Below are 11,179 nucleotides of genomic sequence, written 5' to 3' on the forward strand. Positions count from 1 at the left end.
TATCGTCGTCAGCTCTGTCATGATGCTCCCAGTTGTACGCACCGACGTTGTTCGACGCAGTTCGATCAAGATCATGTGTGCCCAAGAAAAGGGGGAGTCGCCCGTTGATTCTGATCAAGGCTGAGAGCCGTCAGCGCGGTAGCAACGTGCAGGACTGACATTTGCCGACGGATCACCATGGCGCTTCCTTTACAATCAGAAGGCCGGGTCCTTGCGGTCCGCGGCGCCGTGGTCGACGTGGAGTTCGCCGCCGCCGAGCTCCCCAAGCTGGGCGACGCGCTTCTGGTGGACTGGGACCAGCCGGACATCCTGATCGTTGAGGTTCAGGCGCACCTGGACGAGACGACGGTGCGCGGCGTCGCCTTACAAGCAACTGCCGGCCTGAAACGGGGGGCGCGGGTGCAATCGACAGGTGGACCGATCAGCGTTCCCGTCGGCGACGCAGTGCTCGGGCGCCTGCTCGACGTGACCGGGCGCACGCGGGACAACGGCCCCGCATTGCCCGACGATCTGGCGCGCGCGCCGATTCACAATCCCGCGCCGCCACTCGGCGAACGGAGCCCGGCCACGGCAATTTTCGAAACGGGCATCAAGGTCATCGATCTTCTGGCGCCGCTTCCGCAGGGTGGCAAAGCCGCAATGTTTGGCGGAGCCGGCGTCGGCAAGACCGTGGTAGTGATGGAATTGATCCACGCCATGGTCCAGAGTTACCAGGGCATTTCCGTGTTTGCCGGGATCGGCGAGCGCTCCCGCGAAGGGCATGAGCTCCTGTTGGAAATGCGCCGATCCGGGGTGCTCGATCGCAGCGTACTGGTTTACGGCCAGATGAATGAGCCGCCGGGTGCCCGCTGGCGTGTCGGGCTGACGGCGCTGACGATCGCCGAATACTTCCGCGACACGAAGCGTCAGAACGTTCTGCTTCTCATGGACAACGTGTTCCGGTTCGTGCAGGCCGGGAGCGAGGTGTCCGGCCTGCTCGGGCGCTTGCCGTCGCGTGTCGGTTATCAGCCGACCCTTGCCACGGAAGTCGCCGCGTTGCACGAACGCATCGCCTCGGTTTCCGGCGTCTCGGTGACCGCCATCGAAGCGGTCTACGTTCCGGCCGACGACTTCACCGATCCGGCGGTGACCGCGATCTCGAGTCATCTCGACAGCATGATCGTGCTGTCGAGAACGATGGCGGCCGAGGGCATGTATCCCGCCGTCGATCCCTTGAACTCGTCCTCCATCCTGCTTGATCCGACTGTGGTTGGCGACGAGCACTATCGGATCGCCGAAGAGGTGCGCGAGACGATTGCACACTATCGAGAACTTCAGGACATCATCTCGCTGCTCGGAATCGAAGAGCTCAGCGCTCAGGACCGGCTGGCTGTTGCACGTGCCCGACGCCTGCAGCGCTTTCTCACTCAACCGTTTTCCGTGACCGAGGCGTTCACGGGTGTGCCCGGCCGCTCGGTTCCCCTGGCAGAGACGCTCAAGGGCTGTCAGGCGATCCTCGGCGGTGACTGTGATCAGTGGGCCGAGAGCTCGTTCTATATGATCGGCGGCATCGACGACGCGAGGGCCAGGCAGCCTCAGGAAAAGTCCGAGGAGCCGGCGAGATGAGGCTCCTGATCACCACACCGACTGCAATCGTGGTCGACGAAGCAAACGTTTCGAGCGTTCGCGCCGAGGACGACAGCGGCAGCTTTGGAATTCTCGCAGGTCATGCCGACCTTCTTACTGCTCTGAACATCTCGGTGGTCAGTTGGCAAGGCGCCGACAGGCGCCTACGCTACTGTGCGGTGCGGCGGGGCGTGCTTTCCGTGACCGGCGGCGCCGAGATCGCCATCGCCACACGCGAGGCGATTGCCGGCGACGATCTCGATCGCCTTGAAGTGATCGTGCTCGATGAATTTCGCAAACGAAGCGAAACCGAGCGCGCGTCCCGAACGGAGAATCTCCAACTGCAGATGAAGGCCATCCGGCAGATCGTCCACTACCTGCGTCCCGACAAGCGCAGTTTGATGGAGGGCGGCTCGTGATGGTCGGTTCGAAGCCGAACGGCGATCCCACTCCTGATGGATTGACCAAGGCGGTCCGCGACCGACGCGCGCGATGGGAGTCTTGGCGTAGCGATGGCGACTCATCGGTGGTGCGATTTGTCGGCCAGATCGGCGTGCTCGGCTGGATCATCGTCGCACCTACGCTGATTGGCCTGTTCGTCGGCCGCTGGATCGACCGTTGGCTCGGGACAGGCATCTTCTGGAGCGCGCCGCTCCTTTTGCTCGGGGTGGCGGCCGGCTGCTGGTCGGCCTGGCGATGGATGCATCAGCAATGAGCCATGCCGTCATGCACGACTATCTCTTCATTGCTGAGGCAGCTGGCTGGATTGGTGCTGGTGGCCTGCTGGGGCTGCTGCATTTCGCCTCCTTGCGATGGAACGTACGCTTCCTCATCGGTGGCCAGCCATTCTCTTCGCTCGGACTGCAATTGCTTCGTTTCGCTGCGACAGGTGGAGCCATGGTGCTCGTCACCAAATCGTTTGGAGCGATGCCCCTCCTTGCCGGGACCCTCGGCCTCCTGACCGCGCGAAACGGACTTCTTCGGCCGGAGACGCGACGATGATCGGTTCACCCCTGACCGCAAAGGTCGTGTTCACGATTGGGCCAGTCGCAGTCACCGAGCCCGTCGTCGTGACCTGGGGGCTCATGGCCATCCTCGGCGTGGGTGGCTGGCTCGCCACGCGCTCGCTCTCGCTGCGGCCCACCGCTGCCCAGGCGATCGTCGAGACGGTTGTCGACGTCATCGAAAATCAAGTCCACGAGACCATGCGCGTGGCGCCGGCGCCATACGTCCCGATGATCGGTACGCTCTTTCTCTTCATTCTGGCGGCAAATTGGTGCTCGCTGATCCCCGGTGTCGAGCCGCCAACTGCGCACATTGAAACAGATGCGGCGCTGGGGCTCATCGTGTTCGTCGCCATCTTCTACTTCGGTGTTCGGGCACGGGGGCTGGTCGGATATCTCAAGACCTTCGCCGAGCCCACCTTCATCATGGTTCCCCTGAACATCGTCGAAACGTTCACGCGAACGTTTTCGCTGATCGTGCGCCTGTTCGGAAACGTGATGAGCGGTGTTTTTGTCGTCGGCATTGTTCTGTCCCTTGCCGGTCTACTCGTGCCTATTCCGCTCATGGCGCTCGATCTCCTGACCGGCGCGGTTCAGGCATACATTTTCACCGTCCTCGCCATGGTATTCATCGGCAGCGCGTTGAACGAGGGACGCGCTCCCACGAAAGGGAAGTCATCATGAACTGGATCGAGATTGTCAGCATCTTTGCAGCGGCCATGGCGGTCTCTTTTGGAGCGATTGGGCCGGCACTCGGCGAAGGTCGCGCGGTCGCCGCAGCAATGGATGCCATCGCCCGGCAGCCCGAGGCGGCGGGGACGATCTCGCGCACCCTCTTCGTCGGTCTTGCCATGATCGAAACCATGGCAATCTACTGTCTCGTCATCGCGCTGCTCGTGTTGTTCGCCAACCCCTTCATCCATTAGGCCGATATGCATATCGACTGGTGGACGTTGGCGCTCCAGACCGTCAATGTCCTCATCCTCATCTGGATCCTGGGCCGGTTCTTCTTTCGTCCGGTCGCCGATCTCGTAGCGAAACGGCGAGAAGAGGCGGCTAAGCTCCTTGCGGACGCCGACGCGGCTCGAAAGGAGGCCGGGGACCTTCGCGCCGAAGCAACGACACTCCGCGCCGGGATCGACGCGCAGCGCGATCGCTTGCTCGCACAGGCCCGCAAGGACGCGGAGGCGGAGAAAGCGTCCGCGCTCGCCCAACTGTCGAGCGAGCTCGATCAGCACCGAAAGGATGCGGCAGTCGCGATCGAAAAAGAGCGCATCGCCATGCAGCACGCTGTGCTCGATCGAGCGAGCGAGCTCTCGGTGCGGATTGCACGCCGACTACTAGAACGGCTTCCAGCAAGCGCTGCATTCTCCGCTTTTCTCGATGGTCTTGGTGCTGAACTGGGCCGGCTGACGGTGGACTCGCGCAATCGCCTTGCGGGATCGGATCCGGCTCACCCGCTCGACGTCGTCGCAGCGGCGAAACTGGATGACGAGCAGGCGGCCAGCTTGCGGGAGACGATCCACGCAGCGTTCGGCAGTGAGCCACCGATACGTCTCTCGTGCGATTCCAGGCTCATCGCTGGTTTCGAAATCAGAGGCCGGAATATCGTCGTGCGCAACAACTGGCAGGCCGACCTCGAGATCATTCGAAGAGAGCTGGACCGATGACGGCCATCGCCCCTCTCGACAGCTGGCTACGGGAAGCCGAGGCGCGCGTTGATGCTGCGACGCTTGCACCGGTAACCGAGCAGATTGGCTGCGTGGAATCCGTTGCCGATGGGATCGCATTGGTGTCAGGCCTGCCCGATGTGCGTCTTGATGAGCTCGTACGCTTCGAGCACGGACAGGTCGGCTACGCCACCACGCTCGACCGCGATCTGCTGGGATGCGTCCTGCTCGACGACCCCACAGGCCTCAAGGCGGGCCATCAGGTGCACGGCAGCGGCGAAGTGGTCCGCGTCCCCGTCGGACCTTCTCTGCTCGGCCGGACGATCGATCCGCTGGGGCGTCCTCTGGACGGCGGAGCACCGATCGAGTCGGGCGCATATGAGCCGATCGAACGGCCGGCACCGTCGATCATCGATCGCGACCTTGTCAGCGAGCCCCTGCAGACCGGAATTCTTGTGCTGGATTCGATGTTCGCGCTCGGCCGCGGCCAGCGCGAGCTCATTATCGGCGATCGCGCAATCGGCAAGACGGCAATAGCGATCGACTGCATCATCAATCAGAAGTTCAGCGACATCGTTTGTGTCTACGTCGCTATCGGTCAGAAGTCGTCGACCGTGAAGCGGGCGATACAGGCGATACAGGCACACGGCGCTCCCGAGCGATGCATTTTCGTCGTTGCCGGCGCTTCCGCTTCGCCCGGCCTGCAATGGATCGCCCCTTTCGCCGCTTTCACCATCGCCGAATACTTCCGCGACCGTGGCCAGCATGCGCTGGTGGCCATCGACGATCTGACGAAACATGCGGCCACCCATCGGGAAATCGCCTTGCTGACACGCCAACCGCCCGGTCGCGAGGCCTACCCCGGCGACGTCTTCTATGTTCATGCCAGGCTGCTGGAGCGGGCGGCAAAACTTTCCAAGGCGGCCGGGGGAGGTTCGCTGACCGCGCTGCCCATCGCTGAACTCGATGGCGGGAATCTCAGCGCCTACATTCCGACCAACCTGATATCGATTACCGACGGCCAGATCGTTCTCGATGCGCGTCTTTTCCACGAAGGTCACAAGCCGGCCGTCGATGTCGGCACAAGCGTCAGCCGAGTGGGTGGAAAGACTCAGGCTCCAGCCTTGCGCGAAGCCGCGCACGCTCTGCGCCTCGACTACGCGCAATTTCTGGAACTGGAAATGTTCACGCGCTTTGGCGGAGTGACCGACACCCAAGTCAAGGACAAGATCGCTCGCGGGCGACACATCCGGAGCATCCTGGCCCAGCCACAATATTCGCCGGTTCGTTTGGCGGACGAGGTCGCGCTCGTCACGGCGCTGCAGACCGGCATTCTTGACCGCGTGGCGTTGGACGACATCGCAAGGTTTCGCACCGAACTCTCGTCCTGGATCGACAAGGAGGCAAAGGAGGCCGTGGCGGCCATCGAGCGGACAGGCGAACTCGATGACCCGCAGAGAGCAGCCATGACAGCGGCGCTCACGGGGCTTGCCGCCAAGTGTGCCCGACCGCGCGCCGATCGGATCTGAATGATGGTGGAACGGCTCGCTGAGATCTCGGCCCAAATCCAGAACGTCCGTCAACTGGAGGCCGTGGTCACTGCCTTGCGCGGCATCGCCGCGTCGCGCGCGCAGCGAGCACGCTCCCTCCTTGACGGCATCGATTCCTATAGCGCTGTCGTTTCCCGGGCCATCGGACAGGCCCTGACGCTGCTGCCGGCAGATTTTCGACATCTGCCGGAAAGAAGAAGAGCGACAACCGGCGTGATCCTCTTTTGCGCGGAACAGGGCTTCGCCGGCGCATTCAGCGAACGTGTTTTGAACGCTGCAGGGGGCGATCTCGCAAACGCAACGACATTCCTGATTGGAACGCGTGGCCTTGTCATCGCCCGCGAGCGTGGGTTGAACCCGTCCTGGTCGACTCCGATGGCCAGCCACGTGGATGCTGTTCCTTCACTTGCGAACAACATCGCCGACGCCTTGTACGCGCAGATCGCAAGCGGTACGCCATCAACCGTTCAAATGATCGTGCCGCGATCAATCTCCGGCGTCGGCGTCCAGATTGAACGCTACTCGCTGCTTCCACTTGATCTTGCGCGCTTTGCCAGTGACTCCGAGACTCTGCCGCCGTTGACAACACTCGAGCCGCGGGAATTGCTCGAACGACTCACGGCCGAGTATGTCTATGCCCGGCTTTGCGAGGCAGCCATGCATTCCTATGAAGCCGAAAACCAGGCACGCATGATGACGATGACGGCAGCCCGGCACAACATCGGGACCCGCCTCGTCACGCTTGGACAGCGTGAGCAGCAGCTCCGGCAGGAAGAGATAACAAATGAGATCGTCGAGCTCGCCGCCGGAGCCGAGGCGCTGGCGGATCGCTGAAATGAACGACGCATTTTGAAAGGGACAACTGGCCCCGCGATCAAACGGCCCCCTTTGGCATCGTGGAGATGGCGGCCGGCCTGAGCTCTCGCCCGCAATGGCCACCATGCGCACCGGGAGATCCTTGTGGCGGGACATCGGCGCCACCGTCCGGCCGTTTCAGAAAGCCGGCACTCGTTCGTGCCGGCTCATTTCCTGCCGCGCGCCCCGAGGCTCATGGAACAAGGGACCGACAGGAATCTCTGAGAACGTCTCGTTTTGCCGCTGGATCAGCAGCGCATCGAGGCCTTGCTTCAGCGCCAGGGCCTTGCCTCGCTCCGGACCGAGAACCATGAGCGCAGTGGCCCAAGCATCGGCATCCATGCAGCTGGCGGCAACGACTGAAACCGACGCAATTCCATTGTCTACCGGGCCGCCGCGCGATCGGTCCATCGCGTGAGAGAGGCGCTTTCGCCCGATATCGACCCAGCGCCGATAGTCGCCCGAGGTCGCGACCGCCGCATCACGCAATTCGATCACGCCGAGCGGACCGCGCAGTTCGTAGTCAGGCGCTTCCACCGCTACTCGCCACGAGGATCCGTCTGCCTTGGCGCCTCGCGCTTTCAACTCTCCATCGAGACCGAGCAGCGCATTGGAGACGCCGAAGCACTCGACCACGCGCATCATCTCGTCCACGGCGAAACCCTTGGCGATACCCGAAAGATCGAGGGCGAAGTGGCTGTGCTTGCGCGCCCTTCGTTCCGGCACATCCAGTTCAAGAACAGTGTGGGTTGGTGGCAGCCGCTCGCGAAGAGCCGCGCGAAGCGCTTGCGCGTCTGTCGCCGAACAGGGAGGTCCGAAACCCCAGGCATTGACGAGAGTTCCGAGCCCGACGTCAAAGGCTCCGTCCGAGGCGCGTCCGATTGCAACTCCCCGCTCCAAGACCCGCATGAGTTCAATCGGCAAGGATTCCCAGGTGCCCGGCGACGCTGCATTGAAACGCATCAGGTCGCTGTCCGGCTTCCATGTGGACATCTGATGGTCGACGCAATCGACGGCGTGAGCCAATGCGGTTTCCAGCGCGGCAAGATTGGTCGACGGCGGTGCATAGAGCAGCGCCGACCAGCGCGTTCCCATGGTGGCGCCGCTCAATACATGACGGTGCAGGTTAGTAGACATCTTCAACATACCTCCCTTGGGCTTTGAGTGCGACAGGCGTCAGACCCAGGGGCGCCAATACGTCCGCCACCGCCTGCATGACGTCCGCTGCCATGTCGCGCCCGCCACAGACCATGATCTGTGCTCCGTTGGCGATGAGTGCGCGCAGGCGATCCGCGTCACCGCGCAGGCGATCCTGCACATAGCCGCCGCCCTTCACGCGCGAGAAGGCAGTGGTGAGGCTCGTCAATCGTTTCTCACCCAGCCAGCCATCGATTTCGCGCTCATAGAGAAAGTCAGAGGCTGGATCGCGCCCGCCGAAATACAGATGCATCGGCTGGCACCCGCCGTTGGCACGAACAAATCCTGCCAGCGGACCTATGCCGGTGCCAGCGCCGATCAGGATCACCGGCCTTCGTCCATGTGCCGGACGGAAAGCGGGATTTGCCTTCACGAAGGCCTCGACCTTGTCGCCCGGCTGAAGGCCGTGAAGCAGACCAGAGCAAAGTCCGCCCGGATGCTTGCGGACGCAGATCTCGACGAAGCCATCACGGGTCGAACTTGCCAACGAATAGTAGCGCGGCAAGTTGCAGTCTGGCGGCAGAACCGCGATCAGGTCGCCTGCGGCGAAGCGCGGCCAGCCATGCCCCATGAGGCGCGCGAACATGCCGCGTCCTGGCAGCGCGAAGCGCAGCACGCAGGTGGGCGCCTGCACCTCCGCGCCGTAATCGACCCGTTCGATGAGCGTCAGCATATCAGTACGCGGCCGCTCCGGCACATGGATCAGCACAAGGTCCTCACCCATGACATCCGACAGGGCCTTGCCCCACCGCGCAAACTCTTGCGCAGACTGGCGGTCGATCGTGTCCAGCGGCATCAACGATCGCGAGCCTTTACGCGCCAGGGCCGCCTCGACGTCGCGGGCGAATTGACAGAATTGCGGGAACTGCCGATCACCGAAGCCGAGGACTGCGACCGGAAACGGCGGTGGCGCGGTGATCGCGTCGAGGCGTTTGAGGAATGCGCCGGCTGTCGCCGGCGCTGCGCCGTCGCCATAGGTTGCCGTCAGCACGAACATGCGCTGGGTCGACGGATAGGATCGCAACAAGCTGTCCATTGGAGCAGCGTGAACCCTGTGCCCGTTGGCCGTCAGCGCGGCATGCAGCGTGCGGGCGAAGCCCCATGTGCTGCCGCTTTCACTGCCGACCAGGATCACGGTGTCGGCATCTTTGGCAGGAACGTTGTCGCTGATGGGAGCGTGAGCGTGCTTCCTGCTCGACCACACCACGGCTCCGCTCAACCCGAGCACCGGCACACTGAGGGCACTGACGCCGAGCAGCAACCCAAGCCACCAGAGCCCTTGCCCGGTGTGCAGCATGTAGATGAATTCGTAGATCTGCCGGGCGACCGAATTGTCCTGCCAGCCCAGCATCTCTCCGCTGGCCGGGTCGACGTAGCCCTCGCCTGCAGCGGTGACCAGATGGAAGAGATCGTTCGGATTCGCGACGTTGGGAAACGTCAATTCACGCAGTTGGGAAAGATCGATGCCACGCAAAGCCTCGATTTGCTCGACCGGAAGAGCCGGGCCGCGGCTTGTCACGCTCGGGAATGCGGACAGCTGCGCCGTGCCGTCCGGGATCAGTCCGAACGTCGTGAGCGACAGATAAAGCGCCGTCATAGCCGACAGCACGAGCCCGAAAGCCGCCAGCCGACCGAGATCGGTATGCAGGCGTTGCATGCCGCCGCCACGGGAGCAGCCGAGAATATGCCGCCACCCTCCCATGCGCCGGGCCGTCATCTGCAGACCGGACAGCGTCAGGACAAGCATGGCGAATGCGCTCGCGCCTGCGGCCATGCGTCCGCCATCGCTCAGAAAGAACGAGCGGTGCAGGTTTGTCATCCAGCGCTCGAACGGGGAGCGCACGTAGTCCGAAACCGGCTTGCCGCTGGAAGGATCCACCACGCTCGCGGCCGGGCCGGCTGGTCCGGAGTAGAAGGCGATGACTTTGCCGGAGGTCAGTCGCTTGATCTGCTCGACGCCAGGATACCTGTGGGCGATCCGGCCGGCGAGGTCGGCGACGCTCATGCTGTCTGGCGATATCGCCCCAGCTCTTTCCCAAGCCGGGATCACCGACAGCACCGCGCCGCTTAGGACAAGCACCATCAGCGGCAGGACGACGGCAAGGGCCAGGCCCCTATGAATCAAGCGCAGCATCACACCCATCCCAAGGCTATTTGTCGTAAGTGAACGAGCGGATGTAGCTGCGCCCTGCCAGCGGCCGGCCCGCGCCCGCGGATGTCAGCGGAACCACCACCTCGGACGGGCTGTCGCGCATATCCTCGGCGGCGGCGTCGATATGCAGCTTGTAGCCCGCGTCGAAGAGCGCATCCGCAAGATCGAGCGTGATCTTCAGCGTACGGCCGGCTCCGACGCTTGCGCCGGTGATGCCGTTGATATCTGCAAGGTTTCCACGAGAACTGCGCTCCCAGCCGCTGAGATGGCTGTAATATTTGGACTTGGAGCCAGCCATCCACAGCGTGCCTTTGTAAGCTCCGGTCGCGTCGGTCACGTAAAGCGCCAAATACGCGCCGTTCCCGCCGTAGTTATTAAGCGTCGTGGTCAACGTGACAGGTCGCGCCATGGCCAGCCCGGGGGCGGTCAGCGCGGTGGTCACGGCAAGGGCGGCAATCATCGATTTCATTTTTGTCTCCGACAGTGGCGCTTCTATCGCGCCCTAACTGAATGGCGCGGCTGACGTGCTCCTGAAGGTCGATCCGATTCTGCTTCAGGTCGTCGTCAGGTTGCGCTCTCCCCAAAAGAAAACGCCCCGCACGAGGCGGGGCGCGCTTGAACGCGATGTCGCGTTCACTCGATTCAGGCGACGTCCGTCAGTCAGGCCGGCCTTTTGCGTCCCAGGATGCTCGCGGCTTCCGGACCGTTATTGAACCTGGACCTTGGGAGCCGCGCCGCCCTGAATAAGTCCGTTGGTGGGCGGCGCCGTAGGCGCGGCTGCTCGTCCTGGTCCCGACTGATCGCCTCGCCGCTCTCGGTCACCTTGATCATGATCCTTGTCGTGCTCTCCGCGCTTTTGCTTCACGCGGATCACAGCCAGAGATGCAGGATCAATCTTTGCCTCGATGGCGCGACCGGCTTCGTCCTGTCCCCTGATCTCATAGCATCCATCGTCGATCTTGATTCTGCGCACGGTCCAGCCGCGCGCCTTCGCCATCTGCTCGACCGCTTCGCGCGGCTGCCACTGCGCCATGGGCACGTTGCAATCGTCATCATCGGCCAGCGCCATGCCGGGGATCAGCGCCCCCAGCAGAATGGCGGCAATCAACATTGTCCTGTTCACGTTCTCTTGCTCCCGCTTCAAGG

The 11,179-nt window shown here is 63.1% G+C and carries 13 protein-coding genes; 9 read left to right on the forward strand and 4 right to left on the reverse strand.

Going from position 1 to position 11,179, the window contains the following annotated elements:
* Nucleotides 1-177: 177 nt before the first annotated feature.
* The 9 genes from atpD to QW845_RS22770 are packed head-to-tail and all read left to right on the forward strand — an operon-like array spanning nucleotide 178 to nucleotide 6,663.
* Nucleotides 178-1,605: a F0F1 ATP synthase subunit beta gene (atpD, locus tag QW845_RS22730; protein ID WP_315803751.1), complete on the forward strand. Its 1,428-nt coding sequence runs from the start codon at nucleotides 178-180 to the stop codon at nucleotides 1,603-1,605.
* A complete protein-coding gene (locus QW845_RS22735; RefSeq protein ID WP_315803752.1) occupies nucleotides 1,602-2,024 on the forward strand; it encodes a F0F1 ATP synthase subunit epsilon in 423 nt (140 codons plus the stop codon). The genes atpD and QW845_RS22735 overlap by 4 nt, the downstream gene beginning before the upstream one ends.
* Nucleotides 2,024-2,320, forward strand: a complete 297-nt coding sequence (locus QW845_RS22740) for an AtpZ/AtpI family protein (RefSeq protein WP_315803805.1) — start codon at nucleotides 2,024-2,026, stop codon at nucleotides 2,318-2,320. The genes QW845_RS22735 and QW845_RS22740 overlap by 1 nt, the downstream gene beginning before the upstream one ends.
* Nucleotides 2,317-2,607 (forward strand): ATP synthase subunit I, encoded by a 291-nt coding sequence (locus QW845_RS22745; RefSeq protein WP_315803753.1) that lies wholly within the window; start codon nucleotides 2,317-2,319, stop codon nucleotides 2,605-2,607. The genes QW845_RS22740 and QW845_RS22745 overlap by 4 nt, the downstream gene beginning before the upstream one ends.
* Nucleotides 2,607-3,293, forward strand: a complete 687-nt coding sequence (locus tag QW845_RS22750; RefSeq protein WP_409997954.1) for a F0F1 ATP synthase subunit A — start codon at nucleotides 2,607-2,609, stop codon at nucleotides 3,291-3,293. Before QW845_RS22745 ends, QW845_RS22750 begins: the two co-directional genes overlap by 1 nt.
* A complete protein-coding gene (locus QW845_RS22755; protein ID WP_315803755.1) occupies nucleotides 3,290-3,535 on the forward strand; it encodes a F0F1 ATP synthase subunit C in 246 nt (81 codons plus the stop codon). The genes QW845_RS22750 and QW845_RS22755 overlap by 4 nt, the downstream gene beginning before the upstream one ends.
* Before the next feature lie 27 nt (nucleotides 3,536-3,562).
* Complete coding sequence (locus QW845_RS22760) at nucleotides 3,563-4,279, forward strand: ATP synthase F0 subunit B (protein WP_315803756.1); 717 nt, start codon at nucleotides 3,563-3,565, stop codon at nucleotides 4,277-4,279.
* A complete protein-coding gene (locus QW845_RS22765; protein WP_315803757.1) occupies nucleotides 4,276-5,808 on the forward strand; it encodes a F0F1 ATP synthase subunit alpha in 1,533 nt (510 codons plus the stop codon). The genes QW845_RS22760 and QW845_RS22765 overlap by 4 nt, the downstream gene beginning before the upstream one ends.
* Nucleotides 5,809-6,663, forward strand: coding sequence for a F0F1 ATP synthase subunit gamma (locus QW845_RS22770; RefSeq protein WP_315803758.1), 855 nt, complete (start codon nucleotides 5,809-5,811; stop codon nucleotides 6,661-6,663).
* Between the two features lie 159 nt (nucleotides 6,664-6,822).
* Here the strand turns inward: QW845_RS22770 and QW845_RS22775 are convergent, their stop codons facing one another.
* From QW845_RS22775 to QW845_RS22790, 4 genes are all read right to left on the reverse strand, one after another.
* The gene (locus tag QW845_RS22775) at nucleotides 6,823-7,830 is read right to left on the reverse strand and encodes an FAD:protein FMN transferase (protein ID WP_409997948.1); all 1,008 of its coding nucleotides are present in this window, start codon (nucleotides 7,828-7,830) and stop codon (nucleotides 6,823-6,825) included.
* A complete protein-coding gene (locus tag QW845_RS22780) occupies nucleotides 7,811-10,015 on the reverse strand; it encodes a PepSY domain-containing protein (protein ID WP_315803760.1) in 2,205 nt (734 codons plus the stop codon). The genes QW845_RS22775 and QW845_RS22780 overlap by 20 nt, the downstream gene beginning before the upstream one ends.
* A 16-nt stretch (nucleotides 10,016-10,031) precedes the next feature.
* A complete protein-coding gene (locus QW845_RS22785; RefSeq protein WP_315803761.1) occupies nucleotides 10,032-10,502 on the reverse strand; it encodes a DUF2271 domain-containing protein in 471 nt (156 codons plus the stop codon).
* A 237-nt stretch (nucleotides 10,503-10,739) separates the two neighbouring features.
* Nucleotides 10,740-11,144 (reverse strand): PepSY domain-containing protein, encoded by a 405-nt coding sequence (locus QW845_RS22790; protein WP_315803762.1) that lies wholly within the window; start codon nucleotides 11,142-11,144, stop codon nucleotides 10,740-10,742.
* Between the last annotated feature and the right edge of the window lie 35 nt (nucleotides 11,145-11,179).

Source organism: Bradyrhizobium sp. SZCCHNS3002 (assembly GCF_032377435.1).
Lineage (GTDB): Bacteria > Pseudomonadota > Alphaproteobacteria > Rhizobiales > Xanthobacteraceae > Bradyrhizobium.

Excerpts from the sequence above, each read along its gene's own strand:
- QW845_RS22765 (WP_315803757.1), top strand. The coding sequence starts at position 4,276 with ATGACGGCCATCGCCCCTCTCGACAGCTGGCTACGGGAAGCCGAGGCG.
- atpD (WP_315803751.1), top strand. The coding sequence starts at position 178 with ATGGCGCTTCCTTTACAATCAGAAGGCCGGGTCCTTGCGGTCCGCGGC.
- QW845_RS22755 (WP_315803755.1), top strand. The coding sequence starts at position 3,290 with ATGAACTGGATCGAGATTGTCAGCATCTTTGCAGCGGCCATGGCGGTC.
- QW845_RS22790 (WP_315803762.1), bottom strand. The coding sequence starts at position 11,144 with ATGTTGATTGCCGCCATTCTGCTGGGGGCGCTGATCCCCGGCATGGCG.
- QW845_RS22740 (WP_315803805.1), top strand. The coding sequence starts at position 2,024 with ATGGTCGGTTCGAAGCCGAACGGCGATCCCACTCCTGATGGATTGACC.
- QW845_RS22735 (WP_315803752.1), top strand. The coding sequence starts at position 1,602 with ATGAGGCTCCTGATCACCACACCGACTGCAATCGTGGTCGACGAAGCA.
- QW845_RS22745 (WP_315803753.1), top strand. The coding sequence starts at position 2,317 with ATGAGCCATGCCGTCATGCACGACTATCTCTTCATTGCTGAGGCAGCT.
- QW845_RS22775 (WP_409997948.1), bottom strand. The coding sequence starts at position 7,830 with ATGTTGAAGATGTCTACTAACCTGCACCGTCATGTATTGAGCGGCGCC.
- QW845_RS22780 (WP_315803760.1), bottom strand. The coding sequence starts at position 10,015 with ATGCTGCGCTTGATTCATAGGGGCCTGGCCCTTGCCGTCGTCCTGCCG.
- QW845_RS22785 (WP_315803761.1), bottom strand. The coding sequence starts at position 10,502 with ATGAAATCGATGATTGCCGCCCTTGCCGTGACCACCGCGCTGACCGCC.
- QW845_RS22770 (WP_315803758.1), top strand. The coding sequence starts at position 5,809 with ATGATGGTGGAACGGCTCGCTGAGATCTCGGCCCAAATCCAGAACGTC.